This is a genomic window from Paenibacillus sp. FSL W8-0194, from assembly GCF_037969745.1.
GTDB classification, from domain to species: domain Bacteria; phylum Bacillota; class Bacilli; order Paenibacillales; family Paenibacillaceae; genus Paenibacillus_AQ; species Paenibacillus_AQ cookii.
Window position 1 is genome coordinate 3,855,310 of record NZ_CP150205.1, and the last position, 26,971, is coordinate 3,882,280.

Below are 26,971 nucleotides of genomic sequence, written 5' to 3' on the forward strand. Positions count from 1 at the left end.
CCCTCCTATATTGGCAATGTGTAGTCATGACCCGGTACGTATACTTCGCCCAACGTGCCGCCCGTGCTCATATCAGGATCGGCCAGTCCGGTCGGTCCTGTCTCCAAAGCTCCATATTTTGAAGACAATTGAAAGGTTCCGGCCAGCTCGATTTGGGCAACCCGCACACCGGCAGCCACCGTCTTTTGTATGATCTGTCCAAACTGCATAGGCGACATGCCGACCTCATTCAGCCGCTTAATAGGCACCCGAATAAGGGAGATTGCGGCGGGCTCCGGGTCGACGGGGTCATTAAACTTGGGCTTGATACGGATATCGCTGTAATCGCAGTTCAGGGCCAGCGCCAGAACCCGGATAATGGTGTTAATGTCGGTTTGTGATAGGTTCCGGGCAATTTTGGATTTCAGCAGAACCCGGTAAATCTCGTCCGTGGCCGCGCCGCGCGGCTGGACGATGTTTTGCCCGATCATATCAAGGGTGGTCCCCTTGGCCTTATCGATGCTGCGCCATTCACGGACGGTTTCCAGCGTGTCCCCGACTTCTTTCAGCTGGCCGTATAGAATACCAATCAACTTTCCAATGTTCGAATCCGGGTCTTTATTGAAAACGTCCATGAACCGCCCGAGCATATCCTTCATGCTAAACATGACTGGACACCTCAATGTGGCCCGCTGTCGTTTGCGCAACCTGGTACGGAGCAATTTCAACGTTCTGGCTCTGCATGTTTTGAGAGCTGCTGCCGACCGTGAGAGCGACGTCTTCTACGCCATCCACTGAATATACGGCGCTGATCAGACGGGTAAATACAACCGGCGCGCCCATGGACAAGCCATTGTAATAACTGCCTGCGGCGTCTTCGCCGCCGATATACCGGATAATGGCGTTCCGGATCAAGTCGTCCCCGTCAGCTGGATATCGGTCGTTTTTATTGACCTCAACACGGACATAGATAGGTACCTCTTCGGCGCGGCTGAATTTAATCGTGTGCGGGTACCCGCCCAAATCTAATACCTCTTTGCTGATATCGCCATAGGTTTCGATGCCGCCGGACTGCTTAGCAAAGATCGTCTCGGCCACCTCCTGATCGTCCCCGCCCAAGACGTAAACTTGTATGGACTTCGGCGGCCGCCCGGCCGCGTCAACCTCCATTGTCTTATTATCGATTACGTCCGCCGCCCGAACCTTTTCCAATCGCAGCAGCGCCCCCCGAATAGCATCAAGAGATGCCGATCCACCCCCGGCTACAGACAATTCAAAGCGAGAACGAAACTCCGGGTCCGTCTCTTTCTCACGGCCTCCGGTGATCCGCTCGGGGTTGGTGACGGCTGTCACATCCGGATTAGGGTTGACGACAACGTTGACCAGTCCGGCGGCCACATTCCCGGATTGTCCCGGTTCAATAGCTTCAACCTTAACCAGCACCATCCCATCGGGCCCGATCGTAAAATCCTCCAATGTCTCGTATTGGATTCCGGATTCGGTACCTACACGAAAACCAGCCGCCTCCGAATGGCCCGGTGTGCCGGAAATTTTCACGACGCCCGAGGCGTATTGATCTAAAACACGAGTAATCCCGACATAAGGCCCGAGCCTGTCGAGGTTATTTCCGGTGGCCGTTGGGATGTACGCACTATTATATACGTCCTCAGCAACGGCCCAAATTTTGGCCAAAAACCAAGCGAAAATGCGCAGCATAATGCCGAGGAATGATCTTTCTGAAGTGTTTATCTGTTCTCCATAAACTTCCCTTGCTTTGTCCTCAGCCTCCGAAAAAAGATCGTCGAACCGTCTTCGTTGAAATCCTTTTTCAGTCAGCACCAATCTTCACCTCACTTTGAATCCCCTCTCCGTCCGCTTTGGTAGCGACAAAGGAGACTTCCATCGCCCGAGACTTTTCATCCGGGTTAAACACAATCTCGTTTACACTGGAAATGCGTTCTTCCTGAAGCAATCCCCGGTTAATTTCATCCCGCATCTGCTCTTCGCTCAAATGCTTCCCGAGAAACAGGCTGAAATCAATCCCCATTTCCGGATTCAGAAACCATTCCCCGGTATTTGTCCCCAAAGCAATGTCACAACATTGTGCCAGCTCCTCGTCGCCGTCGATCATCTCCAAATCGCCGCTGCTATTAAAGACAATATCCCCGTCAATCAACTTGAAAGATTGCATCCGAGCACCCCCAATACAACTGCGTCGTTAACATCATGTTGTCGGCCTGTGCTTGCTGCGGCCACCGATCCATTCAAAGCGTTTTTGATTTCCCGATCGGCACAGACTACAAAGACCACATCGCCTTGTTTTAAGAGCGGCTTGTATACTTGCGGCTCTCCTCCGTTGACGGATAATCGATGCGCAAGGACTTGGGCGCCCTGAATTATCGCCGGCATGTCGGAAGTTGTTCGGATCAATGGCTGAACGTCCGCCGCGCACTTCCCGGAATCAAAGTTAATGACTTTGCACAAAAAGCCCACATGCAAGTCGCTGAAAATCTTGGCTTTGAAGGATTCGAAAATCGTGGACATGCTGCCCGCAGGGTCGGTTCTCATAAAATCGCCTCCACTTCCGTAACGAAATCCCCCGTTCGGCTGAAGGTATGCGAGCCGCTGCGGACGTGCGTCCGGCCCGTAAACTGCGAATATTCTAGGTCAATGACCGATGCCGTAGTAACCCGGTGCTGTAGCTGCATTTTGATATTGAATCCTTTCGTTCCCCCGTCTTCGAATCGGCCCGGGGTACCGATCAGGCCCGTATCCTTGTTCAGCTTAAAGACTGCATCACCGCCACGCCTCAAATTCCGGATATAGAGCTTATTTTTGTTGATATAAACGGATGTCCCGCAATCCTTGCAAACCTTCGCAATGATTTCCGTTACCTTGCCTTTGGCCGTATATCCCTCCTGGTATCGGTAATCCTGGTTAAGCTCCATTTGAGCAATCGGGAGGCCGATGTACCCGGCCATTTGCTTGATGATTTGGCTCGCCAGTGTCCCTTTGGCATAAGCGATTTCCTTGACCTCGCGTTTGGATAGGTCTTCGCTGTCCAAAACGTTGATTACCGTGATCTTGTCTACGCCTTCCCATGTCGTGGATACCTTAGAAATATAGCCATGCAGCAGCAGGCCGACATCGCCTTTATAACCAGCGTTCAGCATCATCACCGCACCACGCTTAATGTTATTTATGGTTTTATCGGACAAGTTCCAGATTTTGATTTCAGATTCGTTGGGCAGCGGATCGTTATCAAACGGTACTTTGCCTTCGATGTTGTAATGTTCGCTCGAAAACTTCATATTGGCTGTCATAACCTCGACCACGCGGCCAAAATTATCCATCGTCATCACCTTCGATCACATACAAAAAGACGCTCTCATTGAGCGTCCGCCAATTTACTTCGCTTTCATTTTCCGATTCATCATATGGCACGATCGGCACTTTCGGGTATCGATTGTCCTGGTTGTCATAAAACAAGGGCTGCCCGTAGATCAACTTTTCTCCGGTCGCAAGTATCTCGCCGTTTTTTTCAAGATTGACGGTGAAGAAGTCAAATTCTTCGTTGTAATGAACTTCAAAGGTGAACATTTCATCGGCCAGCGAAATATCGAACCGGTACGGGATTAAATCTTTTTCGATTTCAATATATTCGTAATCCATTCATCCCCACCTAATCAGCCGCCCAAGGGCTGCCCTTCTTAAATTTCACTTTTTTGACTGGCTCCTTTTTAGTTGTTGATTTTTTCTTGGTGGTCGACTTCTTCTTTTTGTCTTTCGTCTTCGTGCTCTTGGTTTTCTTTTTTGATTTGGTTTGCTTGACACCGCTATTAACGATCTTGGCCGCCTGTGCCTTCACAGGGGCAGGTAACTTGCTTACATAAGAGGATTGAGCAACACGCACTTCGGTAAGTGTAAACGAAAAAGTAAAGCCATCAGCGGTCTGATATGTGCGCTCCGTGGAAAGACCGCTAATCAACCCGCTGAAGGCCATCCGTCCGATGTACTTTACAATTTTTCCGGTATCGGACGCATGGACAAGATAGGCATGAATTTCAGCAGCTTTGCTCCCCGTTACCATGCCATTTAAGGCCAGCGTGCGCGCTTTACGTTGCACATGGTCTGTCATGTCGATGTCTTTTTCCACCGGTTGACTCGTGATGTCCACATCAAAATTAGGCGATTCCTTTTCTACCCAAATGTATTTGCCATCAATTGTCGCCAACTAGATCACCTCCGGTTCAGGCAGACCCATACGGCGAATCGCCTCTTCGATGACTTGCTGTATGACTGTTCGTACCTCCTGAGACACATCAGACGCCACCGTAGCGCTCGAAGCGTCTGCCCGCAGATCGATATTTACCTTGATTTCCATAGACCCGGCAGCATGTCCTGTGGCCGCTCTCGCGGGGGCCAAGGTCGCTTTTGCGGGAGCTGTGCTTGCGGATGTCGTGATTTCATCGGCCAAGCCAGCGGATGCCGCCGATACGCGGTCCTGTGTGCCATCGATACCTTTCGCCAAACCTTCGCCGGTGTAAAAGCCCAGCTCCATCATGACTCTGGACGGCGAGTGGATCCCGAGGATGCCCTTTACTTTTTCCGTGATACTATTGCCGATCTCTTTCATTTTGTCGACGACGGCGTTCGCCATGGAGCTGATCCCGTTTACCATTCCCTCTATGATGTTCCGGCCAATGTCAAAGAGATTGATGCCTTTGAGGAATCCGATGATCCGATTCCAGATTTCTGTGATTTTATTCCAGATGCCCGTTACAGTATTGGAAATGCTGTTTTTGATACCATCCCATATCGCTTTCAGCCGATCCGATATATTTGTAAATATCGACATCGTGAACGCCTTGATCTGGTCCCAATACTTGATGACGAGGGCCACGACCCAAACGATCGGCCCGCCGAGCACAATCAGAATTGTCGGTCCCCAGGTTCGGAAAAAGTCAACGATGCTGTTAAAAATATTGACGACCCAAGCCTTAAAGGCATTCCACACGTTGACCAACCAGGTACTTACTGAGCCCCAATTTTTAAATATCAGGATAATTCCCGCGATTGCTGCACCGATAGCCACGGCCAAAGCGATAAATGGCAGCCATGGGGCCATAAGCGCCCAAGAAGCAACGACGGAAGCCCATAGCGATGCGATCCATGGCCACATCAACGTACCGACAAGTACAGCGAGGACAACAACCAGCGGAGCAAGTGCTGGACCGATCACATCAATGTTTTTGACGAAAAATTCAACCGCGTCGGTAACGATCGATATCCCTTTGGCAAGTCCATCTACCAAATCGCCCCCTACCTTTGTAAGTTCTGGCCCGGCCTTTTCAAGCCATTCCGAAAACCGAGTCAAGTAAGGGAGCAGCTTTTCGCCAATAGGAATCAGCAAATTCGTCTGGAGCTGCCTACCGATCCGGGCGGCGGCTTCCCCGGGCGTATTAAACTTGATCTGATTCAGCTCGCCCATCTTATCCTTGGTCATGTCGAACTGACTGCGAACGGTACCCATGGCAGTAATCGTTTTTACTTCAAGGTCTTCAAACTGCGATCCCATCAAGGCGACGCCGATCGTATTTCGGTCCACAGGATCCTCAATGTCGGCAATCATTTGCATGATTTGCTGGAATGCCTGCTTCGCCTGCGGCCCTCCTGCGGCAAATGTATGCATCATTTGATCCGCATTCAGGCCCAGCATCTGGAAGGCCTCCACCGTCGATTTACTGCCGTCCTTCGCCCTGATATTAAATTCCTTCACCGCGTCTCCAACCTTGTCCAGGTTAAATGCGCCGTTTTCTGAACCGACAGCCAAAGTATCAAACATCTCTTCAGCCGAAAAGCCCAAGGATTGAAACTGGTTTGCGTACTCGTTGACGGTATCCAGCATTTCGCCCGAAAAATCCAGTCCTTTCTCCTTGCCTTGTGCGATCAAATTAAAGGACTGGTCACTGGTGATGCCAAACTGCTTCATCAACGTGTTGGCCGTTTTGACCGATTCGGGGATCTCGAAGCCGAACGCATCTCGCATAAGGAGCGCGTTTTTCGTGGTGTTTTCTAGCTCCTTGCCCTGCTGCTTGGTGATCTGGCTGGTAGTTGCAATGGCACTCCCCAGGTCCTGCCACGACTCGCCGAAATTTTGATTGTATAATTCGGTGGCGATGGCTCTTGTAGCCTCCATCTGCTCATTGGTGGCTCCCGTTGCCATCTGGACCTGAGCCATGGATTTTTGAAAGTCTGCCGCCGCACCAATAGACGCAGCGCCAAATTGCCCCATGGCGATCCCTGCAGCTGCTCCGAGGGCAAACACCGTGTTTTGTAAGGAATCCACTTGATTTTGGGCTCTTCTCAGGGCGCTATCACCAATTTTGAAGCCCACGGCAAACATAAGATTCCCTATGACGCCACCGGCCATAGCTGCATCACCTCACCATAAAAAAAGAGCGCCACTCGGGCGCTCACTTCTTGTTTTTAGCCTTATTCATTTCGCGTTGCTGCTGCTTGATATGGATATCCAGGGCAGCGTTCGCCTCTGCGATATCGTCGTCATCCATTTGATTCAGATCGGAGTATGAGATATTCATTTCCGATAGCAGCAGCCGCCAATAACGCCAGTTATTCTTGGCCCTCTTCTGGGCCTCCTTCTTGCTGATCATCTTCTCCCTCCCGATCCTGGCCGGTAATGAAGGCATATGCGGCATTGATGACTTCAGAGTATTCAGAGTATTCCTCGAAGCTTTCAATTTTCAGTTTAGGTGCGACAATAACATGCTTCAGCACTTCCTCGGCAAGCCGCTCTTCGAGCACAACGCCGTGTTTATTTTTACAGGCATCGTTAATTTTAGATACCATCCGAACACCTGGATGCTGGAAAGTGTACTCCTTACCCGCTTTAGATTTGTAGTTTTTTTGTTTGAACATAATGATTCATCTCCCTATCATGATTTGTATTGGATTTTTAATTGACTTTGTGATCAAGCATTTGGATTTCGTATTCCCGATCCTCCGCTTCGTTCCCGTAAGTCCGTGTCGCTGGCTTTTTGATAAATGCCCGGGTGCATGTGATACTTTCTTTGGGTTCGCCATTGTAAATGACAGATACGGGGACCTCTTGGCCCGTTACGGCCAATTTATCCAAATAGGCGACCTGCGGACTCGTCGGGAGCAGCGTAATCGTCAACGTTGCCAGAGGATTGTTTACCTTGCTGGTAACAACATCTCCCTGGGCGCCAACTTTGGCCGTCTTGTTATCCTCGTCCTTCTCCCATTCGGCCAAGTCCTCGGAAAACCCCGTAATAAATACGCCGCCTACGGTTACAGTCAGGTCCATTGGATCGTATTGCATGGTTTTTCATCTCCTTACAGCTTAATTAAGCCTTTGATTTTGGTTTTATGGATGGCTCCGGCCAGTTCAAAGGTAAATGTCCCGCCGTTGTATTCACGTTTTTCGCGGTCCGCCGGATCCACCTGCGACCTCGATTTAAAATCGGTGCTATACAGCGGCAAGTTGTCGTCGTCGTGTGCAATCATGCCGTTCAAATCAGCACGATTAAGGACCGTTTTGACCTCGCTTTCAATTTGAGCAATGCCGTTGTTGTCATAGCTAACCTTATCGCTGCGGTTAAACAGTTTCTGCACCGCAAAGTTAATGGACTGCACCAAGTAATCCTGCGACTGGATAATGTCGATGTACTCGCCCGAGACGGTTTTCCCTTCACTCGTCACGTTGTCCCCGGCCTTGGTCACGTAGGTGTTGGCATTCATCGCATGGATTTGTTCCAACTCCGTCTTGCTCAGTTCCAGCGGTTTGATGCCGTTGAGCGTCTTAAATTTCCATGTCAGGCTGCCTGCTGGCGCCGATCCTGCCCGTCCGATCCATGCCGCCTCCGGATAGTTCGATGTATCCTCGTGATACATCATCACGGTGCGTTTGTAATTCTTTGCATGGATTTTCCCCAGGTCTTCCAAGCTGCTGGTGCTTGCAAAAAACAACCGTGAATCGTCCGCATCGACTGCATCAGCAATCGCTGTGATATTCGCAAGCGTGCTGCTGGTAGACACCGCATAGTACCAGTCTTTGTTGAAAATCGTCGGCAAAAAGTCCGTGATAACGTCACCCGTTTTATAAAGCATAACGGCGATTGATTCCGGAGAGTGGTCGCCTTGATTAAACAAAGCAAATGCGGCCTTGTATACCTCTGTATTTGTGGCATGGTCTTCCTTTACCGCTTCCAGATCGGAGTACACTTTATAATCCTGGCCGTTCGCGCTCGAACCGATGATCAGCGGTTTCCCCATGCCGATGATCGGCGTGGGGCGCTGAATGTCAATCACGACGGATACGTCATTGATATTGCTCAAAGCGTTCATTCCCTTCTGAGATTTACTTTTTCGATTGGTATAAGCTCCTGTTCGGTCGTATCCGTTGTCCGTAGCTCCACATCAAAGCCCATACGGCGTTCCCACTCAACCCCGATGGTGATGTCCCGGTTATCGACATTGCCAATAGAGGATACAATCACATCCAAATCTTTCAGGGCCTGCCGGCCGGTTGTTTTAAACCAATCCCGGGCCAACAATGCGTTGGTCGTGCTGGTTACATTGTCATCGGCATACGACAAAAAGGAGACGGTAAATTTCACCGTCTCCTGAAGGAGCTGCTTTCCGTTGTGTTGGGTCTTTAATATACTTTGACCTGGCACCCCGTCGGATATGCTGTACGTCAAAAATGCAGTCTTGGGCATGTCTCCGCCGCCGTTCATGTTGATCACCGGCAATTGCAGGGCTTCTTTCAACCCTTGGACCCACGTTTTCCGGATTTCATTGTACGGGATCATTGGAAACCACCTTTTTCAGTACATATTTCTTGATGTCGCTGTAGTCTCGTAATGCCGGATCGTCGACAATGTACTGGCTACCTTGATATTCAATCAAATCCCCGCCAGCATGCTCCGACAACGTATAAAGGGCTTTGTCCTCTGCGGTGTACTTTCCCCCTTCCGCCTGCGTAAGCTTGGCATCGAGCGGCTGAATATGCCCTTGCAGGGTGATCCGCTCCGGATCAGATGGGATTGGATCACCATATTCGTCATACCTTTTTGTCTCCCCGGGACGCACGAGGATATATGGGCGAAAATACTTTCGCATCATCCCCGCAAATTGGAATTGCCGCAAAATCGCTCACCCCTTCCGAACGACAATGAATTTAAGCGAGTCCCGCAGCTTCTTTTCCTGGGCAACGAGAATTTTGTTGCTCCCTTTACGTCGCGCATAGATCGGGTTGAGTGGCGGCTGCCTGATTTTATCGAAGTTTTGGATCATTTTTTGCAGCCCGGTTTGACCCACTTTTTCGAGCAAACCTCGGGCCGTTTCATTCTTCAGTACAATTTCGTTCACTCCGGCTTTGACCAACTTGGATATAGCGGCCTGGGCTTTCCGTTTCCCGCCTCCGATCGGAGACCGCGCCGGTATCCCGGCTTTAGCGGAACCAAATTCGTGGATAGCTGCGATCATGGCCGTTTCGGCATCGCCGGAAGCTCCGATATGCACTTCATATTTGGTCAGTTCTTCGAGCTTCTTCAGGATATCCGGCAAATAGGTAAGCTCTGTGACCTCGACATTTGCCCTTCTCGCCCTTCTTCTTGTCGCACGAGGCATATCATACCCACCGCCCTACAAATGGCGATATTAGAGCTTCCACAGCGCCAGGAAGCCGCCCATCTTCTCCTGCATCCGCATAAGTGATACTGATATCTCCTACCCGCTCCGAACGAATGCTAGGATCACGCAATCCTTGCTGGGCAAGGAGCAAGCAGGCAAGTTCTAACGGCTCCGGAAGGGTCCTTGGTTCCTCCTCTGTGGCATCGCCTGGAAGCACGTACCCCCCGATGTAGCTGACCTGGATATTGTGTTCCCCCTGGGGCCATCCTTCAGCACGGAACAAACGGCCGTCATCCAGTACCTCAAAATCCCAATCGCTTGGCAATTCGACGCTGTAGATCGGATAGTTACGCAAATTGAGATATTTTGAGTTTGAATGCCCGCTGACCCGTTCCGAGTACCGTTGCTTTTTGAAATGCCGCTTACAATAATTTTCGATAGTGGAGGATGCTGACGCAATTTGAAGTGTCAGCATGTCATCCCCCCAAACATCAGCTTGTGGACCAAGTATTCCTTTTAAACGGTCCAGTGTGGTCAGCATTACTTGCCGCCTCCCTGCGCAGCTTCAAGCGCAGCGACACGGGTAACCAGCTCGTTCCACTGCTCTTCCGTTGGAAATCCGGGGTCGCCTTTAGGACCGGTTGCCCCCTTCGCTCCGGGTTCACCCTTTTCCCCTTTCGGGCCTGCTTCACCAGCTGGCCCTGAAAGAGAGGAAATCCATTCTTCTTCCGTACCATCGAAGCCATGTTTCACAGCAATTTCATACGCTGATAATCCGGCTGGCCCTTCCGGTCCAGTTACGCCCTCACCGCTAAGAGGGAGCTCTTTCCCATCCTTTGTGATTTTTCCTTCCCCTTCCAAGGCAAGCTCCCCTTGGATCACCCAGCGTTGGCCACCGGGTTCCTTGTAGTTTTTTGTCAAGTACATGCTATCCCTCCAATCCTGGGGCAACGCCCCACGCTCTTAGGCAATGGTGATCTGTCCGTAAACGACCGCATCCAAATCAAATGCCCGCACGTCCTCGCGCTGAATGGCGCGGACATCCGTCGAGTTCCGGGCAAACGACTTACCGCCGACATTCGTCGAAGCGATGGAATACTGCTGACGATCAAACAAGACGACGGCTTCTTTCAGGTCGCCGATAATCATCGGGGCAAGTTTGGTAGTTGTCCCTGTGGTCGGCAACCAACGATTGGCCAGAACCACGATCGGTTTGCCTTTATACATCTTTTGGGTCGGATTCTGTGGGTTTGGCTGGAGCAGGTCGCGGCCGTCGCTATCCTTCTGCGTGTCGAGCCAGTGGAAACCATCCTGATTCGTCAAAATGATCGCGCCCAGGCTGATACTTGGGTCCAGGTCCACATTCAAAATCCGTTTGATATCGTCGAGACCGTTCAGTTGCACCTTGGTTTTCGTATCCAGCAATGCCAGGATCAATTTATTCCGCGTTACGACGGATTTTTTGGCAATCCATTTGGAAATGTAGGCCATCAAGTTCTGATCCGTGTCGTTCAGCAAGCTGTTACTGATCGGCATAATGCCTCCCCGGTCCTTGATGTCAAACTTCACCGGCGAAAACTTTGGATTATCCATATCATCGAGGTCGGTCAGTTCCGTGATCTCGACAAATGGCGTAATATCCGCGTTCTTCTCAATCACGCGGGAGCCGCTACGTGTGGAGACAGGCTCAACCGTGACATACGATTCAAGCGAAATATATTGCCGCTTGAGTTCGTGAATCATAGTGTTGATATCTTGCGGGACGATCAAGCCGCCGTCTTCGTCAACGCCTTCTTGCATGCCACGTGTTTCTTCAATGGTTCTTTCCTCGATCAATGTACGTTCTTCCGCATTCAGCTGTTTATTGCGAAGTGTTTTCAAGAAGGCGCTGCGGTATTGTGCATCCTTGTCAGCAGGATCATCCGCCCGTTTTTCTGGCTCACTCACCGGCGTAGTGACTCCCGGCGTGTCCGTGTCCCGGATTTCAGCAAGCAGGTCAATTTGGCTTCGAAGCTCCTTGGCAGTATCCTTCGCTGCTCTCGCCTCGTCAAGTTTCCCTTCAGCAGCAAGACTCCGGGCCTCCTCCAATTTTGCCGCCAGTCTTTGGCGCAGTTCACGTTCTTTTTCGTCCATCTTGAACCTCCATAAATGATATTTTGGGAAATAAAAAAGACCAGTCAGCCGATAGCCAACAAGTCAAGTTCAAGTAACAGTCTTTCTTTTTCCATTTTCCTTTGTTCTTTCGTTTGGATTCCCAAACCTTCAAGGTTTCGCTGGCTGGCTTCGCTATCAGGGTAGGCTGGAAACGGGGTTGGAGAGACCTCAAATAAATCCACTTCCAACAAGGTACGCTCGTATACGTCTTCATCCTTCAAATACTGCCAGGCGTCTTTGCGTACTCTGAATCCAAAGCTCATACCGTCTACGTCGCCACGCTGTACCGATTCATAAGCATCTTTTCCCCATGTGTTATTCGGCAAGTCAACTTCAAATCGGAGACCAGTATTGTCTTCATACAGGCGAAGGGTACCGTTTTTAGTCGATCCCAAGACAAAATCGGAACGGTGATTCCATAAGGCCTTAATCGTGTTCTCCTGCAGGCTGCGCAGGAAAGCGCCTTTGGCCACTCGCTCATAGAATTCACCCCAAATCAAATGACTCCGTTGGTTGAACTTCACGACATATCCGGCAAGCCCCAGGGAATCGCTCTCCTCCTCCCCACTCCTTACTTCAATGGTATCGGCATGCAGATAACGGATTTCTTTCTCCAAGTTATTCACCCCCTTTCTCAGATTTCAGGCCCGCTTTTAGTGCTTGATACTGGTCCATTTTCTCCAGGCTGACATAGTTCAAGCTGACAAAGTGCCGGTCTCCCATTTCCCCGATATTGTCGCGTTCCTCCAGTTCGCGCACCTCGTTAATCGAATACACGCCCATCGCAATCATTTCTTTGTAATAGGCCGCCCGGCTGGTACTATCGCCTCGGAGCTCGCCGGCGACATTGAATTTCGTGTAAAATCTCCGTCGCTCCAGCTCTGTGAACAGCTTGTAGTCACATTCCTGTTCCCAATTCGTCATGATCGGCTGCAGCGTGCTTTTCACGTATTCAAGGGATTGGTTTTCCATATTTGAGAACTTAACATCCGTCAGTCCAAGCTTATAGCCGGGAACCTTGTAAATCTTGGCGACTTCCGCGATGCCGAATTTACTTGTTTCAATGAACTGCGCATCATTAAGCGGCATTCCCAAATTCTGATACTCCATTCCAGCATCCAAAATTGCGATCCTATGCGCGTTGTTCAGACCTGAGTTCGCCTTTTGCCATTCATCACGGGCCTTCTCTCTCGCAGGCTTGTCCAAGGTCGCTCCGGCGGGCAATTTGAGTATGCCGCGGGTTGCAGTACCATTCGAATAAAATGAGCCCAGGAATTTCCGCTGCGCCTGCTGAACACCGAGCTCTTCGCGGATAACTGCAATTGGCGTTATCCCTTTCAGGCCGCTTTTGCTTATGGCCTTAAAATGCAATATGTCCGTGTGTTTGATCTTCCGCAGCTCGCCGCTCGGTAATGTCGTCACGTACCATACTTCCCCCGTGACGTTATCCACGTGGACATCCGTCTTAGATGGGTCGAGCGGCCACAGTGCTTTCGGTCTGCCGTTGTTCGGCCCGCTGGTTTCCCATTCAATGTTTGCGTATCCATTGCCCCAAACCGTGACATGTACCTGCATAAGCTCCTTGAACGTATAGGCGCTCATATAAGGATTCGACCGCACCCCAAGTAAACGAGTGACGGGATGGGAGTCGTCTTTCTCAATGCCATTCCCCCGCCGTTTGAAGACCTGCAGCGGAAGTTTGCCGATGTCGCCGCCTAATATGGAAGCACATGTATAGACGTTACTGTTCAGAAGCGCCTTATCATTCGTGATCCGCTCCCCGCTTGAGGTATTCGAGACCCCGAAAAGATCCAGCAGCCATTGCTTTGGATTTAACAGCGAATCACCGTCAGACCGGCGTTCCAGCCAGCGGCGGAAGACACTCTTTCTCATAGGTTTATCACCCCCTTCCGTTAGAATGAGAAGTCATCGTCCATAATATGGGCGTTCAAATCAATGCGGCCGTCGCCAACCATAGCCCGGACAAGCGCGTTAATGACTGCGGCGATCAGGTCGATACGTTGGCTATCGTCTTTGTGTTTTTTGCTCAGTTTGATGTTCCCATTATTGTCGATGATCTCAACTGCATTTGATAGGCACCATGTCAGAAGTGGGCTTCCATCATGGACGACAAGACCTTTCAGCACCAATTCACGGAAAAACTTTGTCGGCTCGGATAGCGTCTGCACGCCTTGACGGATCTCCACTCGCTCATATCCTTGCTGTTCCAGCTGCTGTGTGAAATGAGTGGCATTATAGGGGTCGTAGCAAATTTCCTGTACGAACCATTGATGATCCTGCTCCATTTTCTCCATGTAGGATTGGATAAAGCTGTAATCCACGACTTCGCCAGGGGTAAGCGTACACCATCCCTCTTTTGCCCAATGACGATAGGGTACGCGGTCGCTGTGTTCGTGTTGTTTCGCGCGCTCAGAAGGCATGAATCCATGGGCAGTCACAGCAAAGCGGCCTTCCGGCAGCCGGAACACGTAACCAACGGCCGTTAAATCCGTGGTTTTTGACAAGTCCAAACCACTCCACGTTTGATAACCCTTAACCAATTCAAAAAAGTCCTCTCGCGGCATGGCAAGGGACTTCCATTTGTTCATATGGTTAGTGGACATGTACTTGTTCTCACTGTCTTTTTGCCATTGATTCACCCGTTTGGTCAACCATTCGCGGATTTTTTCGGGATTACCGGCCCCAAACGCTTCGTCATGCTCCACTTGAATCTGGCGGCGCAACTCCTGAGCATATGCGTTATCTTCCTGAAGAACCGGATTAGCTTTCACCCACGTCTGATGGTCATGCGGATCGTCGTCCGGATCCAGTTCCCGAATCATCGCGAAATAGCTTTCCTGCATCGGCACTTCGCCGCGCAGCATCTTGCATAAGTAATCGTATTCCTTTTTACACGGGCTGTTTTCAGCATCCTTTCCGGCGGTACTGATAATCTGCATCAGCGACTGCAGCCGTTTACCAAATCCAGAATAGGACACATCTAGAATTTCGGACGTCGGGTGTGCGTGGTATTCGTCGATTACAACGAGACACGGCGCGCCGGAGTCTTTATTTTTGGTGTCCTTACTTAGTGGTTTGAGCGACCCACCGCGTTTTGCGTGCTCGATATAGCCCCTGAGAATGCGCAAGCGCTTCGAAATATCCGGACTATTTATACCCATTTCACGGGCGTCGCCCCAAACACGTTTGGCCTGACCTTTATCGACAGCCGCACAATCCACCTCCGGACTGTGTTCATACTTCCGAAGCTCAGGCTGACCTGGCGGATAGATGCAATCCGCGCACATGCCGTACAGGGCCAGCCCGCTCATCTCAGTTGACTTTACATTTCCACGGGCTCGCAAATGGAAGGCTTTACGGAAGCGACGTTGCCCCGTCTCCATATGGACCCATCCATAAACGCAACCCATGTCAAATTTTTGAAAGGGTAATAATTCGATGAGTTGCCCGCTAAACACGCCGCGCACATGACGGCAACAGCGTTCGAACCATTCGAAGACCCGGTCGGCCCGGCTTTCGTCAAATACATAAGGGAAATCAGGCGTTGCTTGACGTTGCAGGTCATCCAGGTGTCGTTGACAAGCTAGGCGCTCCATCTCACAGCTCGGCCGAATTCTCATAACAATTTCGGCAGCGTATCGGTGTGTCGGATGGAGGTCGTCCCAATTAATCGAAGAGGTCTGCATTCGGATCAGTTTCCCCGTCGGCTTGTCGCTTCGCAAGGCGCGCCCGCGACTCGGCATTTAAACCAAGCTTGTTAGAATAGGCTAGGGCGATGTTCGCGTATCGTTGCGACATCTGCACGTAAGCGTTAGGAACCTGCACGCCGGATTTATTGGTTTCCGTATATCCAAATTCATCAATAAGCCTGCTCGCCTCCTGGACCTTCGAAACGGCGTCGCAATAAATGCCCAGGACATCTTCGTCAACCTTGTCCAGTACCCCAAACTCTTCCATATCCTTGACCGTCTTCCGCCAGATTTTACGAGCAGAATCATCCAGCCAATCAGGAATACGAAGCTTAAGCTTCTTCTTTCTCTCAAATTTTTTAGCAGCTTCCTCTCGGGCCGCCACTTCTTTTTTGGTCCAGTTCTTCCCGCCGCCTTTTTTTCCGACCCTCATATGATCGAAGTTGATCACTGGATTCGCCACATTTTAGACCTCCTTTTCCCCGATTTCATCACGGGGACTTTTTTTCGCATTTGAGGGGGCCGCGGTCTACAGTGACTCGCTTTTATTTTTCTGACCCCTGGGGGGCCTCCTGCAGCCCAAGTTCCTTCTCGATTGAATTGCATAATACCTCGACTCTTTCAAAGATAGCTGCTTTCTCATAAGCGTTTAAGCAATCGCAAGTCGCAAGCTTAATCAGCTGGTCGAGGTAGCTAATCTTCATAGACACATTCCAATCGAAATCATCCATTTCCAAAACCTCCATCTTCTCTAGCCGTCTTGGCATCGTGGCATGGTTTGCATAAAGCCTGCCAGTTACTGCGATCCCAGAATAATTTTTGATCGCCTTTATGTGGTACGACGTGGTCCACTACTGACGATGCAGTCACCCGATCGTTCCTGTAGCACGCCACACATAACGGGTTCTCCAACAGGAAAGCTGCACGCTCACGCCTCCATAATCGCCCATACCCGCGCTTTGCGGACGACCCTCGGTTACGGTCATACCCTCTTGCTAGAGGCGCATGAACAGAGCAATAACCTTCCCTCGTGAGCTCTCTGCATCCAGGCTTCTTGCACGGTTTATTCGGACGCAAACTCACCCGATACCTCCCCTTTCAGTTGTCCAATTTATGTCAGAATGAATTACTCATATTACAGGTTTTGTTAAACTCAGGACATGCTTGAGAACCCAGGCGTGACATGGGCTTGTTTTGCTTTCAGAAACTGAATTTCACGTATGCCAGATATGTGGAACTGGCTATTTTCTGCGGTGTCTTTTTAGAGCCATATCCATCGTATCCTGAGCCATGCCAATATAACGAAGAGTTTCCTGTTGTGATGAATGGTTAAAGTAATTCATCAGCAAGGCAATGTCCTTATTCGTTGTTTTGTTGTAGAAGATGTACCCGAACGTTTTTCGAAGTGAGTGGCAGCCGAGCTCCGAGATCCCAAACTCATCACCTATTGCACGGATGATCTTGTAGGCCATCTCGCGAGTGATTGGCCTATTTAACCCTTCTCTGCTTTTAATCAGGAATTCGTTCGGAGGCTTCCCCTCGATATACGGAGCAAGCTTCTCTTTCAGTTCCGAAGTGATCAATATTCGCTTTTGCTTGCTCGTCTTCTTCTCGCGTATGGAAATATGTGAGCCGGTTACGTCTCTGACCCGAAGTCTCAAAATGTCGCTGATTCGTAATCCTGTATCTATACCAATTAGGAACATGATGTAGTTTCGGTAATTCGTACCTTCCAGGTAATCCATAATATCCTGCAGGAGTTCCGGATCACGAATGGGCTGCACAAGATTCATTTCTGCTTATCACCCACTTTAGGCATGGAGCCTTTAGCGCACATATTGCTTGGTTTGGAGCAATACTGAGCAGATGCTTCCCATTTGCCCCAAACGCACCCCCGACACTTCAGCGGCTGCCTAACCATTGGTTTCTTTTGTTTCACAACGTACTCAGCACCTCCACCTTCAAAAAAATACCGCCCATAAAGGACGGTTGTGACAGAAATCATATGAAATAAGGCCTTGTAGGAATCGAACCTACGTTACCGGAAGGCCATGAGAATGCCCGTATTTATATGCCGCCCGGGCGGAGCGACTTCGGGGCATCTAACCCCTCCTCACGCCGCACCCTTGACGATTAACGTCTAAGGTCATGTGACCCACAGCACGGCCGAGCATCTACAGCGATAAGGGGCAGTAGACTTTTCCCAGGCAAGATTTTCCTTGCCTGAGTCCACTGTATCCCCTAACCGCCGTCAGCTCGCCGTCAAGATTCCTTCGACTTTCCCTCAGTTTTTTTTAGATGATCCCCCACAATTTTAGGCTATCGGCAATAGCTGCGATCCCCTTATCAATGTAACGATCGACCGTGCTATTGCTCATGCAGCCACTGTAAAACATAACGGTATCCGTGTATCTTCTGAGTTTAAAAAATCTGTGCTCAATGACCCTTTTTATTTGGTCGTCTTGGATCAAGTTTAAAGCTAGTTCAATGATTTCGACTTCATCTTTTTTAGCCTGGTAAACCTTTTGCATTTGCTCCGGCAGATTGGATTTTCGGGAAAATGCTAGTACCATTTGCTTGTCTTTCACGTAGTTTTCGAGTAATTTCCGAGTTTTCAGCTTGTCTGTTTCGGTTACGGACGGCCAGAGTTCCCCTTGCTCTCCCGTCATTACTGCTTGCAACAACATTCCCCTCATCCCCTCATTATTTGGTATAATAATGAAGGAACATGTGTTTGAATCCACCGAGAGACGGCCAAATCACTGCGGTGGATTCATTTTTATGTTACGTCATTCCTCCTGGTAAAAACCTTTGTCCTTATCCCAGCAATTTGCACTTGTATAGTTCAAGGCCAACGTCGATAAATCAATATCCATTTCACCATCGCCCGTCGCGTGTGCAATCTCCTCGTCAGTAAAACCTGCAGCCAGTAAAACCTGCAAATTTTCATCCGTTCGCGCTGCAAGCACATATTCCAGTTCGCCTAATCCGGCGGACCACTCTATGACTTCTAATGAGTTGATCGCTTTTATTTTCGCTGTATCCTTCATTTGTATATTCCCTCCTGGTATGGATAGGCTAAGCCTTAATCAATAACTACTTCTGGCCCATCAAGCATCCAATATTTTGTTACATGATCGCTGCAAAAAGCTTCGTCTAAAACGGCTTGTATCCGGTCATAATGCTCTTGTTTCAAGCAGTCATACGCCCGTTCATCCCAATCTTCATACATGTCTTGGTATTGATCTTCAATAAACGACTTGACCATCTGCTTAGCACTCGGTTTCCATTCTTGAGGCACCGCAACATACCATGTAAGTTCTACAAGGTCTTCGCCATCTTCAATCATTTGGCGCAGCTCGCTAGGCGTTACTGTAAAGTGAGCATCCTCAAAACTGAGTAGGGTATCATGTGGCAATTCAGATAATTTAACTTTAGACATTTTCAATCGCTCCTTTGTGGACAGAGGCAGGGTTATGCCTCTTTCCGTTAATTCTCTTTGATATAAGGCCTATATCCAAAAACCCAGGCAAACCCTCGTCCTTTTCGTCCGGGATCCTCAATGATGTAAGCGAGCCCTTTTCTGACAAACCCATCCGGCTTGACTCGGATTTGTCCGTATCTCGTTCTGACCGTCTGGTGTTGTGCTATTTCGGCAGCCGGACATACAACAAGATTTAGGCGCTCGATCCGGCAACCGGATCGGATTAAGGGATCGAGCGCATTTTCGATCATCTGCACGGCCTTGGGGTTCATTTAACCTTTTCTCCCATGCGATTGAGCAAGCCGGCTGCAGCGTTGCGATACTTTTCATACTCCTCCGGCACATTGGTTTTGATTTCATGAAGGACAGATAGGAGATTGCTGAAATTATTCGTGACCGCCTCGAAGTACACCGCGAACTTTGCCAGAGCCTTATTATCACTTCGTTTTACTTTCTCTCGCAGCTGCTCCAGTTCTTTTTCAACTGCCTCCGGAACCTTCTCGATGATTTCCTTGGCAGGAATGTCGATCGGTTTCGCCTTCAGCTGCTTTTCAAGCTCCTTGATTTTCTTGTTTGAGTCTACAAGTGAAGCCTGGGCCTTGTTCAGCTCTTCCTGCAACTTGGCGGCTTGTTCATCATTGCCGGATGCCGTTGCTGCCTCGATTTCTGCTTTATATCGTTCGGCCAGCTCGTAATTCATTGCGTTCTGCTGCTGCATTTCGGACAAGCTTCGTTCAAGCTTCTCACGTTCAAGGCGCTCGTACTCCGCTTGCTCATTCGCCTTTTGTAACTGCTTTTCCAAAGCCTTCTTTTCCTTGATGACTTCTTTCAGCTCTCTTGTCGATAACTCCGTGACATTGTTTTCTTGTACAAACTGTTCTCGTTCTTCCGCTGGAATGGACAGCAGCTGCACCGCTTGGGTGTATGACAAATTTGCAAGCGCTTGGGAATTCGCGTACTCTTCGGATACTTTCATGAAGTTGATCGCCGTAGACTGACTATAATTCACGTTGTTTTTGAGCCACGTTCCCCATTCCCCATGCGGTACCAGTTCTTTGGCTTCTTTCAGCCTCGTGCCAATATCGATAGCAGACTGCAATACATATTGTCTCGCTTGTTGGTCGATCGAACGAATCTCTGCGGCAATAACATCGGCTGTGCGCTGGATGGTCATTTGTGTGGTCATACGGCAATTCCTACCTTTATTTTATTTTTCTTGGGTTTTATCTTCTGAGCGATAAATCGTTTTACCAGCAATTCTATTTCTGGTGTCATATCACAATTGTCATATCCTCGACATTGGACGACATATTCCCCTCGTACCTCCATTGTGTAAAAAGGCACTTCTGGATTGCTTTTCTTTCGAACAAAAAAAATGTTTGTTCTTCCTTCTGCGTATGAGTTGGAATATCCGCCAACGCAATGTAACAGGTGTTTTCCTTCTTCAAACAATTCGATCGATGACCGGGCTGGTCTTATCAGATAACCATTCCATTCAAAACTGAACTTTTCAAGGTCAGGCAGACGCCGGGTTATCTTCTCGTTTAGTTGCTTATCATTCTTCATTTTGATCCGACGTGTAAGCTTTAGGTGTGCCTCGTGCAAATCGTTAGGAAATAAGTTGTGCTCTTCTTTCAGATTAATTCCGAGTTCCTCACATTGTTTTCTATAATCACGCCAATCCGTAAGGATTGTAGTCGATTTTGTGTAATGCCCTTTTCGTAGCTGTTTAAGAAAATACTTGATTATTTTCTTCTCCGGTGCCCATGTCAAAGCAATCTTGTAATAATCCTCATACATTGAATATCTAAGATCGGCAAAGATAAAGGCTTCAGTAATGCTTATTGGAAGACCCTTCTTTCTTGCAAGCTGGTAATAACGCAAATGGTGTGGTTCGAAAGGAAGGCCTGAAGCTCGTGCCTCTTTGATATCTTGCTTAGTGATACGGAGAACCTTGGTCAGTGTCTTGCCATTCCAGTTAATAGCACCATGCGTTGGAGAGTTATAAAGCTTCGCCCATATCATCCCTTGCATTCCGGCTTTAGTTAGATACTCCACACATGGATATCGGGCTGCCAGGTCAAAAAAACAAACCATATCCGAAACGTACTTCTTGTTTTCGTATTCCACGTACTGTTCCCACGTTGAATATTCGAAAGGCGTTCCTTTAACAGCACGGCGTATATTTGAATCCGATCTGAACTTTTCCCAACGACTGAAACCGCTGAAATAGCGATCAAAAGCTGATGAAACGCTTTTGTTTGGAACTTTGCTCCAAGTGTTGAAATAGTAGCTCCGGCCTGGTTCAAAAAGATATAGGTGGCTGCAATTATATTGCGTCTCCACTTCCTTGAAGTCGCCGCTATAGTCGCGAATCACATGAATGATTCTCGCAGTAATAGCCTTGGGATTGACTTTTGACTTTTCATACCAAACCAGAACAGCCTTATCCACCATATATTTGCGGCTCACTCCGGCCGCACGTACTTGGCAAGAAGAATTGCAATGCGGACATTTCACAGGTTCTAACTGTTTGTGCTTCAAACGATTTACAGTACGGTGTTGCTTATTGCAGTAGGTGCAGTATGCGAATTGAACACCAGCCACCGTTTTTACAAACAGGTACCGGCTCGATTTAAGAACCGTTTCATTGACATATCTAACAAGAGATTTGCTAATTTGGGTCGGGAAGTGTGCCGAGAACTCCTGCCAATCCATTTCTTTCACCTCACAGAAGATCTTCTAGTTTTACGTCAAAATTTGGCTTTTCCGGCTCCGGAGAATGCTGCTCCGGCTTGAACGGAGCCGGTTCGCCCTGCATCCCAAAATATTTTAAAACAATCGCAAAACCTTCCGTATCCGTGAGCATGGCCATGCCGTTATGCTGTTTTTTTCTGGCCTCATTCTTCATAGCTTCCAAACTCTTCGCAATCGTTTTATCCGCGTCAAGAACCTTTTCAGCGCTATCCGGGTTAGCTTCGATATGTTTGATCAGAAACTCACCGATCACCTGGATGTATGGATTGGTCTTGTTTTTCTCGATTTCGGCTCGTAGCTTATTAATTGCTTCCTGCATCCGTATCCCCCCTCATAATTTCATGTTTGTACAGATGATCCTTTAGCAGATCGTACGATACAGTCCGATCATAGAGCGGAATGAAGCGATGTTTATTATCATCCGTGCCCGAGCCCGCAGCGGCGGCGTACCGGAATGCAGATGGATACTCTCGGCCGCTTTCAAGGATCGGAACGCCCAACTCTTTACAGCGCGTCTTAGTCAGCAGCACCGCGAAAGGATACGGTTTGGCTGTCCAGCGGTCTGAACGCGGGATATAATATGGCAACCCTGACTCCAACACTTCAGTTTTCGTATACCATCCCTTTTTATTGGGCATGCAATGATTCCTCCTTCATCCAATTTCCAAGACGTTGACCAAACTCCTGAATGCCGCCATCGATCTCTTCCGGATCCAAACCACGAAATTCAGACTCGAGCTCCTCGCGAGTAGGAATATGTCCAGTAGCCAACGTTCGAGATTTTAGATATTCGAAAACGGTCCATCTATTCATCAAGAAAACCTCCGTTCTCGGTCAACTCGTTTTTTCAAAATTTCTTACACCGTCGCCACGGCGGAAGCCTAATATCTTGGCCTCCTGTGCATCCACCTTAGTCATGTCAATTTCCTCGATAAACCGTGCCCAAAACGGAACGTAGCGAAATTGACTTTTTTCAGCAGCGTTATAAACATAAGCTGCGGGGCTTTCCCTGTATTGCACCGGGCATCCGACCTGTTTGCAGCGTGTGTATGGCAGCAGAATATCCGCAATCGGAGCTGGCCTTGTCCATCTTCCATCCCACACCCATTCACCATTGATTTCGACTTGAAAGGGTATCAAGCAAGGCTTTCCGCTATCTTGTGCTTGAACCTTGTTAAGCCAGAGCTTACGCATGACTTCTCCCACCCTTGTTGGTGCTCATTTCCTTAGCCATACGCATCATCTCTTCGAATTCGGCATCAGATATCTCAGGCTCCGATGACGGGGCTGCCATTGAAATTTGTGGCTTTTTACTTGTTCCAATTGGTACGACTTTTGATGAATTCGTTTTTTTCTTCATTGCCAGTACAAGCCTTGGAAACTGCTTGCGAAATTTCTCAGCGCTCAAAACATTGCTTTTCCAAAAGTCATCGTTTACAACCCAATCCATAACCGATCGGATTAAATCCTTATCTGACTGCTTGTCCAGCTCTACCAGTTTTCTAAAGTCATCAGCCCAGGTTTGAAGGTTCGTCTTCCCGGTTAAATGCTGCAGCCCCTCTCTGGCCGCCATTTCGTCAATTTTGTTTTTAAAATACACGGCCATTTTGTAATAGGTGTTTTCTGGACCATACTTATCCTTGTTATCCTTTTGAGGAGGATGATTGTCCTGAACTGCTGAAGGCGGTTCGGGACTCATCTTTTTATTTTCTTTTTTATTTCCTTTACTTTCCTTTCCTTTACTTTCCTTTCCTTGCATTGCATTTGCATTGCTTTGGTCATGCATTTGCATAGGCTGTGCATTTTCGCTGGCTTTGCCAGACTCCGACTTTTCCTTATCCCATCTAGCTTTTGCAGCTGCTGACCTCTTAGCCCTTACTTCTTCCCTTTGGGCCATCCGGCGAATTAGCGAATTACTCCAGAAGAACTTTCCATCGGATTCAAACAGGTGAAATTCGTTAATACAATCTGCAACAAATTCTTCAATTTTTGAGCAATCCGCCTGCAACTGTAATGCAAATGCATTAAATGCGTATTTGGATTGCATGTCCAATTTATATCCATCCGAATCCCGCATCATTTCAATGATCATCCAATACCATCCATAACCTTCTGCCCCATATACACCGCGCATTGCAGATATCTTGGGATCATGGCGGGCATTAGAGTCGTGCGAAAAATAATAAGCTTCCTTCATCTTGCCAGCTCACCACCTTTTTTTGCCCCGTTTGTGGTATAATGAAAAAAAATATTGAGTAAAATTGTTGATCACGCTGGCAGGCGTGGTCTCTTTTTTTTGGGAGTGAGCTCGAAAGATTCAATAACTTCGGCCGGATCGCATTTCAACAATTGAGCTCTCAGCGCCTTGATTTCATTAATAATTGCCGTGGTAGCTGGGTCGCCGTCAATCAACATGGAATACAAACGACAAAGCCTCTTACGCAAGCTGCGGCGCATAATATCACGCTGTGCGAACACATCTTTCTTCATGTGTGTTCAGACCTCCCCGAATCGCATTTGCATGGCCTGAAACGCCAAGCGTTTGTTATTTGAATCAAGAAAGTCCATGTCCGATAAATTTACTTTATGCCGTTCGTTGAACAAGTGCAGGGCAAGCTGAAGCATGAACTTCTCGGAATGACTCCATGGCTGCGCCTGGCGCTTCAGTGCATCGACTTTTATGATCCGATTGTTAACGTCGATGTACTTTGTGGTGCAGACACTTTTGAGCCTTGGCTGATTCAAAAACAAATGCAACGTGCCCCGCCAGTAACGGTCTTTCATTAGATCTGCTGGGATTGTGCTCACCTGTATGCCTCCTTTATGTAAATATGATGCGTTTAGCCGCATCTTCCGACGCCAGACAGGAGTAAGGTTATGATACTGTCCGACGCCGGAAGACAGGGCTAAATGCCCTTGTCATCGGGGGAAGAGCCTTCATGCTGTTCCCTCCTTGCCTTCCCGAAAAACATCAGCTAAAATAAAGGAAATGAGGCTCTTGAAACGGGTTCTCAATTTAAGCGCTCGGCCTGCACGCCGGGCGTTTTTCATTTCCTTTCCGGCCAAATCAATCATCATGTTCAAATAGGCTGCTGCATTTTGAGTATTGCCGCCGATCATTTTTTCTGGATGCTTCTGGATCAGCTTCAGGTTATGCTTCGCGTTTCTGCCAGCTTCGATTGCTTGCTTTACCAAATCCTCTCTGGACATTCAAAATCCCTCATTTCAAGTATTTTTTGGACTTCAGGTACGCCCTGTGCTCCTTCCAAACTCCCATCCACGAAAAACAATATTCCTTACAGAGAATTGCGACGTAATGTGTTAATGCGGTAATTGCCTCGACGCATTCCATCAATGTAAGCTTTATTTGCTTTATGTCTGCTTCGGCCAATTGTTCCTTTGTCTTCGTAATTGGTGCTCTCTGCAACGAGTCCAATGCTTCTTGAATTTCTTCTAAGGTTTTTATATGTACGCTTGATTTATGAAGGTCCACATTGTTCAGCCAGGGCACAGACGCGCCTTGTGTTACCTCCCCGGCAGCAGCAATGTAGAGTTGCCCGTCATCGTAATGCCTCGTCGTCGATGCCATGACTTCCTTAGTGGGTTTCCTTGTCCCCTTTACAATCTTTCCGATCAGTGAGGCGTCGACGTGAGCAGCGGCGCCAGCCGCCCCGCGTGTCTCCCCTTTTCTTTTGAGCACTTCATCAAGTGCTGTGCCAAATTGTCCAATTGCCATTTAAATTTCATCTCCTTTGTCCGTTTTATGGGATGAAGTCGGACAAGGGATTGTTGTAATATTTAGTTGTGAGCAACGCATTCCCCAAACATCATCCCCACGCCGCCTGCAGCTGGTACCGCTCTGGCGGTTTTTTTCATTAGTGTTTTAAGCTTGGATAAGATTCTCCTGTTCGGACTGTGCCATCCAGTCCAAAAGGGTTTCTTTCCGAAAAAAAATGCGATTGCGGACGCGGATTGCAGGGATCTCCCTGCGGCGAACCATATCATAAATGAGCCAAGCCGATACGCCTAAAAACTGAGCAGCCTCTTGCACGTTTAATGTTTGTCGTTCCATCTTTAAATTCTCCTTTCAGTTTTGCTATTTTAGCAAAATCGAAATCAAAAAAAATTTTCAATTTTGCATTTAAGCTTAGTTGCTAGAATTGGAAGATGAATGGCCTTTAACTGATAATGCCCGTCCTCATATTTCATATAGGTCGAAGCATTCTTCAAGCCCATAGCTTCAGCCATATCTTGCAGTGACAGTCCAAGCATTTGTCTACGCACTTTTACATAATCCAAATTTAAAGAACGTACTCCGTTTTGATTATTCATATCACACCACCTATCATTTTTGCTGTTTTAGCAAAATCCTTGTCTATAATATACTTTGCCAAAACAGCAAAGTCAATCACTTTTTTTGTTGTTTTAGCAAAAACATTTTTTCTATTTTGGAAAAATGATATGATATTATCGCCGAATCTAAGAAAGGGTGTATAACATGTCTGTTGTTGGGGACCGAATTAAAAATTTGAGGGAACTTGCTGGTCTAACTCAACTCGACCTAGCAAACAGAATCGGAATAAACAATAGTGTTTTATCTAGAATTGAAGCTGGCAAGCGATCAGTTGAAGATCATGAAATGAATAAATTCGCCGACTTTTTTGATGTTGATACAGATTATTTATTGGGAAGGACCATAACGAAGAAAAAGAATCAGAGTACAGAAAATAATCAAGGTGAGAACGTCTTTCGCGGGGATAGGGTCGCATTATGGAGAAAAAAAAGAAATCTAACCCAAGAAGAGCTTGGGAAACTGGTTAATGTAACCAAAGTCTCTATATCGGGTTATGAATCTGGAAATCGTTCACCTGATACAGAGACGCTTCAAAAGCTCGCAGAAGTATTTAATGTTTCTACGGACTATCTACTCGGAAGAACCGACAATCCAAATAGTCCTGACTCAGATGGTTCAGGTTCACCCGATATTAAAGATATAAAAATCCAACGGAAAATGGAGTTCTTTAAAAAACTCGAAAATGACCTTGGGCTAGACCTCTCCGATCCTGAGGTTCAAAAAAAGCTCAAGCGAGCAGCAAAAATCATTTTCTCCGAGGAAGATTGATTTAACCTCTTGAGCAAAATTTATCAAATCATATTCAGTTAGATCCCCCAACACATTTTGTAATCGTTCAGTTAATCCTGCTTCCAT

Annotated in this window: 42 protein-coding genes; 1 reads left to right on the plus strand and 41 read right to left on the minus strand. The window is 48.1% G+C overall.

The features are described from left to right. Nucleotides 1-5: 5 nt before the first annotated feature. The 41 genes from MKY58_RS17465 to MKY58_RS17665 form a co-directional block, all read right to left on the minus strand. Nucleotides 6-647: a hypothetical protein gene (locus MKY58_RS17465; RefSeq protein WP_339321370.1), complete on the minus strand. Its 642-nt coding sequence runs from the start codon at nt 645-647 to the stop codon at nt 6-8. Beyond that, nucleotides 640-1,818 carry a baseplate J/gp47 family protein gene (locus MKY58_RS17470; protein WP_339325191.1) on the minus strand — a complete coding sequence of 393 codons (1,179 nt, stop codon included), beginning with the start codon at nt 1,816-1,818 and terminating at the stop codon, nt 640-642. Before MKY58_RS17470 ends, MKY58_RS17465 begins: the two co-directional genes overlap by 8 nt. Then, nucleotides 1,808-2,155, minus strand: coding sequence for a DUF2634 domain-containing protein (locus MKY58_RS17475; RefSeq protein WP_339321371.1), 348 nt, complete (start codon nt 2,153-2,155; stop codon nt 1,808-1,810). Before MKY58_RS17475 ends, MKY58_RS17470 begins: the two co-directional genes overlap by 11 nt. After that, entirely contained in the window at nt 2,152-2,547 is a 396-nt protein-coding gene (locus MKY58_RS17480; RefSeq protein WP_339321372.1) for a Gp138 family membrane-puncturing spike protein, read from the minus strand. The genes MKY58_RS17475 and MKY58_RS17480 overlap by 4 nt, the downstream gene beginning before the upstream one ends. After that, on the minus strand, nt 2,544-3,332 hold the full coding sequence (locus MKY58_RS17485; protein ID WP_160037322.1) for a hypothetical protein: 789 nt from the start codon (nt 3,330-3,332) through the stop codon (nt 2,544-2,546). The genes MKY58_RS17480 and MKY58_RS17485 overlap by 4 nt, the downstream gene beginning before the upstream one ends. Continuing rightward, nucleotides 3,325-3,651, minus strand: coding sequence for a hypothetical protein (locus MKY58_RS17490; protein ID WP_160037321.1), 327 nt, complete (start codon nt 3,649-3,651; stop codon nt 3,325-3,327). The genes MKY58_RS17485 and MKY58_RS17490 overlap by 8 nt, the downstream gene beginning before the upstream one ends. Nucleotides 3,652-3,661: 10 nt before the next feature. Next, nucleotides 3,662-4,213 (minus strand): phage baseplate protein, encoded by a 552-nt coding sequence (locus tag MKY58_RS17495; protein WP_339321373.1) that lies wholly within the window; start codon nt 4,211-4,213, stop codon nt 3,662-3,664. Further along, entirely contained in the window at nt 4,214-6,412 is a 2,199-nt protein-coding gene (locus tag MKY58_RS17500; RefSeq protein ID WP_339321374.1) for a phage tail tape measure protein, read from the minus strand. 43 nt (nt 6,413-6,455) lie between these two features. Further along, nucleotides 6,456-6,653 (minus strand): hypothetical protein, encoded by a 198-nt coding sequence (locus MKY58_RS17505; RefSeq protein WP_160037318.1) that lies wholly within the window; start codon nt 6,651-6,653, stop codon nt 6,456-6,458. After that, nucleotides 6,613-6,918 (minus strand): hypothetical protein, encoded by a 306-nt coding sequence (locus tag MKY58_RS17510; protein WP_339321375.1) that lies wholly within the window; start codon nt 6,916-6,918, stop codon nt 6,613-6,615. Before MKY58_RS17510 ends, MKY58_RS17505 begins: the two co-directional genes overlap by 41 nt. Before the next feature lie 37 nt (nt 6,919-6,955). Then, entirely contained in the window at nt 6,956-7,342 is a 387-nt protein-coding gene (locus tag MKY58_RS17515; RefSeq protein WP_160037317.1) for a phage protein, read from the minus strand. A gap of 14 nt (nt 7,343-7,356) precedes the next feature. Then, nucleotides 7,357-8,358, minus strand: a complete 1,002-nt coding sequence (locus MKY58_RS17520) for a DUF3383 family protein (RefSeq protein WP_339321376.1) — start codon at nt 8,356-8,358, stop codon at nt 7,357-7,359. Between the two features lie 5 nt (nt 8,359-8,363). Beyond that, a complete protein-coding gene (locus tag MKY58_RS17525; protein WP_339321377.1) occupies nt 8,364-8,834 on the minus strand; it encodes a hypothetical protein in 471 nt (156 codons plus the stop codon). Continuing rightward, nucleotides 8,818-9,171: a hypothetical protein gene (locus MKY58_RS17530; RefSeq protein ID WP_339321378.1), complete on the minus strand. Its 354-nt coding sequence runs from the start codon at nt 9,169-9,171 to the stop codon at nt 8,818-8,820. Before MKY58_RS17530 ends, MKY58_RS17525 begins: the two co-directional genes overlap by 17 nt. A gap of 6 nt (nt 9,172-9,177) precedes the next feature. Next, nucleotides 9,178-9,654: a hypothetical protein gene (locus MKY58_RS17535; RefSeq protein WP_160037313.1), complete on the minus strand. Its 477-nt coding sequence runs from the start codon at nt 9,652-9,654 to the stop codon at nt 9,178-9,180. A 1-nt stretch (nt 9,655) separates the two neighbouring features. Then, a complete protein-coding gene (locus MKY58_RS17540) occupies nt 9,656-10,198 on the minus strand; it encodes a phage gp6-like head-tail connector protein (RefSeq protein ID WP_339321379.1) in 543 nt (180 codons plus the stop codon). Beyond that, nucleotides 10,198-10,584, minus strand: a complete 387-nt coding sequence (locus tag MKY58_RS17545) for a hypothetical protein (RefSeq protein WP_339321380.1) — start codon at nt 10,582-10,584, stop codon at nt 10,198-10,200. The genes MKY58_RS17540 and MKY58_RS17545 overlap by 1 nt, the downstream gene beginning before the upstream one ends. 36 nt (nt 10,585-10,620) lie before the next feature. Beyond that, nucleotides 10,621-11,790, minus strand: coding sequence for a phage major capsid protein (locus MKY58_RS17550; protein ID WP_160037311.1), 1,170 nt, complete (start codon nt 11,788-11,790; stop codon nt 10,621-10,623). 44 nt (nt 11,791-11,834) lie between these two features. Beyond that, nucleotides 11,835-12,428 carry an HK97 family phage prohead protease gene (locus tag MKY58_RS17555; RefSeq protein WP_339321381.1) on the minus strand — a complete coding sequence of 198 codons (594 nt, stop codon included), beginning with the start codon at nt 12,426-12,428 and terminating at the stop codon, nt 11,835-11,837. A 1-nt stretch (nt 12,429) separates the two neighbouring features. Beyond that, on the minus strand, nt 12,430-13,704 hold the full coding sequence (locus tag MKY58_RS17560; RefSeq protein ID WP_339321382.1) for a phage portal protein: 1,275 nt from the start codon (nt 13,702-13,704) through the stop codon (nt 12,430-12,432). Nucleotides 13,705-13,724: 20 nt separating this feature from the next. After that, a complete protein-coding gene (locus tag MKY58_RS17565; protein ID WP_339321383.1) occupies nt 13,725-15,518 on the minus strand; it encodes a terminase TerL endonuclease subunit in 1,794 nt (597 codons plus the stop codon). Beyond that, complete coding sequence (locus tag MKY58_RS17570; protein ID WP_339321384.1) at nt 15,499-15,984, minus strand: phage terminase small subunit P27 family; 486 nt, start codon at nt 15,982-15,984, stop codon at nt 15,499-15,501. Before MKY58_RS17570 ends, MKY58_RS17565 begins: the two co-directional genes overlap by 20 nt. A gap of 82 nt (nt 15,985-16,066) precedes the next feature. Next, nucleotides 16,067-16,252 carry a hypothetical protein gene (locus MKY58_RS17575; RefSeq protein WP_339321385.1) on the minus strand — a complete coding sequence of 62 codons (186 nt, stop codon included), beginning with the start codon at nt 16,250-16,252 and terminating at the stop codon, nt 16,067-16,069. Then, the gene (locus MKY58_RS17580; protein ID WP_339321386.1) at nt 16,245-16,604 is read right to left on the minus strand and encodes an HNH endonuclease; all 360 of its coding nucleotides are present in this window, start codon (nt 16,602-16,604) and stop codon (nt 16,245-16,247) included. Before MKY58_RS17580 ends, MKY58_RS17575 begins: the two co-directional genes overlap by 8 nt. 158 nt (nt 16,605-16,762) lie before the next feature. Continuing rightward, entirely contained in the window at nt 16,763-17,314 is a 552-nt protein-coding gene (locus MKY58_RS17585; protein ID WP_339321387.1) for a site-specific integrase, read from the minus strand. A gap of 501 nt (nt 17,315-17,815) precedes the next feature. Beyond that, nucleotides 17,816-18,208, minus strand: coding sequence for a hypothetical protein (locus tag MKY58_RS17590; protein ID WP_339321388.1), 393 nt, complete (start codon nt 18,206-18,208; stop codon nt 17,816-17,818). Nucleotides 18,209-18,310: 102 nt separating this feature from the next. Continuing rightward, nucleotides 18,311-18,571, minus strand: coding sequence for a hypothetical protein (locus MKY58_RS17595; RefSeq protein WP_339321389.1), 261 nt, complete (start codon nt 18,569-18,571; stop codon nt 18,311-18,313). A 35-nt stretch (nt 18,572-18,606) separates the two neighbouring features. Further along, a complete protein-coding gene (locus MKY58_RS17600; RefSeq protein ID WP_339321390.1) occupies nt 18,607-18,963 on the minus strand; it encodes a hypothetical protein in 357 nt (118 codons plus the stop codon). A 310-nt stretch (nt 18,964-19,273) separates the two neighbouring features. Continuing rightward, nucleotides 19,274-20,191 (minus strand): DUF3102 domain-containing protein, encoded by a 918-nt coding sequence (locus MKY58_RS17605; protein ID WP_339321391.1) that lies wholly within the window; start codon nt 20,189-20,191, stop codon nt 19,274-19,276. Then, on the minus strand, nt 20,188-21,723 hold the full coding sequence (locus MKY58_RS17610; protein WP_339321392.1) for a PcfJ domain-containing protein: 1,536 nt from the start codon (nt 21,721-21,723) through the stop codon (nt 20,188-20,190). Before MKY58_RS17610 ends, MKY58_RS17605 begins: the two co-directional genes overlap by 4 nt. A gap of 10 nt (nt 21,724-21,733) precedes the next feature. Next, nucleotides 21,734-22,081, minus strand: a complete 348-nt coding sequence (locus tag MKY58_RS17615) for a Cas9 inhibitor AcrIIA9 family protein (RefSeq protein WP_310862483.1) — start codon at nt 22,079-22,081, stop codon at nt 21,734-21,736. Next, on the minus strand, nt 22,065-22,400 hold the full coding sequence (locus tag MKY58_RS17620) for a hypothetical protein (protein WP_310862482.1): 336 nt from the start codon (nt 22,398-22,400) through the stop codon (nt 22,065-22,067). Before MKY58_RS17620 ends, MKY58_RS17615 begins: the two co-directional genes overlap by 17 nt. Continuing rightward, nucleotides 22,390-22,575, minus strand: a complete 186-nt coding sequence (locus MKY58_RS17625; protein ID WP_339321393.1) for a hypothetical protein — start codon at nt 22,573-22,575, stop codon at nt 22,390-22,392. The genes MKY58_RS17620 and MKY58_RS17625 overlap by 11 nt, the downstream gene beginning before the upstream one ends. 21 nt (nt 22,576-22,596) lie before the next feature. Continuing rightward, on the minus strand, nt 22,597-22,956 hold the full coding sequence (locus tag MKY58_RS17630; protein WP_310862480.1) for a hypothetical protein: 360 nt from the start codon (nt 22,954-22,956) through the stop codon (nt 22,597-22,599). Next, the gene (locus tag MKY58_RS17635) at nt 22,949-23,959 is read right to left on the minus strand and encodes a DUF4373 domain-containing protein (RefSeq protein ID WP_310862479.1); all 1,011 of its coding nucleotides are present in this window, start codon (nt 23,957-23,959) and stop codon (nt 22,949-22,951) included. Before MKY58_RS17635 ends, MKY58_RS17630 begins: the two co-directional genes overlap by 8 nt. 71 nt (nt 23,960-24,030) lie before the next feature. Next, nucleotides 24,031-24,252, minus strand: a complete 222-nt coding sequence (locus MKY58_RS17640; protein ID WP_339321394.1) for a hypothetical protein — start codon at nt 24,250-24,252, stop codon at nt 24,031-24,033. A gap of 6 nt (nt 24,253-24,258) precedes the next feature. After that, nucleotides 24,259-24,570, minus strand: a complete 312-nt coding sequence (locus MKY58_RS17645) for a hypothetical protein (RefSeq protein WP_236575974.1) — start codon at nt 24,568-24,570, stop codon at nt 24,259-24,261. Nucleotides 24,571-24,699: 129 nt separating this feature from the next. Continuing rightward, entirely contained in the window at nt 24,700-24,972 is a 273-nt protein-coding gene (locus tag MKY58_RS17650; RefSeq protein ID WP_339321395.1) for a hypothetical protein, read from the minus strand. A gap of 10 nt (nt 24,973-24,982) precedes the next feature. Beyond that, nucleotides 24,983-25,498, minus strand: coding sequence for an XRE family transcriptional regulator (locus tag MKY58_RS17655; RefSeq protein ID WP_339321396.1), 516 nt, complete (start codon nt 25,496-25,498; stop codon nt 24,983-24,985). 147 nt (nt 25,499-25,645) lie between these two features. Further along, nucleotides 25,646-25,834, minus strand: a complete 189-nt coding sequence (locus MKY58_RS17660) for a helix-turn-helix domain-containing protein (protein WP_339321397.1) — start codon at nt 25,832-25,834, stop codon at nt 25,646-25,648. A 44-nt stretch (nt 25,835-25,878) separates the two neighbouring features. After that, nucleotides 25,879-26,094 (minus strand): helix-turn-helix transcriptional regulator, encoded by a 216-nt coding sequence (locus MKY58_RS17665; protein WP_339321398.1) that lies wholly within the window; start codon nt 26,092-26,094, stop codon nt 25,879-25,881. A gap of 166 nt (nt 26,095-26,260) precedes the next feature. Here MKY58_RS17665 and MKY58_RS17670 point away from each other — a divergent pair, with 166 nt between their 5' ends. Continuing rightward, complete coding sequence (locus MKY58_RS17670; RefSeq protein WP_339321399.1) at nt 26,261-26,884, plus strand: helix-turn-helix transcriptional regulator; 624 nt, start codon at nt 26,261-26,263, stop codon at nt 26,882-26,884. Nucleotides 26,885-26,971: the final 87 nt, after the last annotated feature.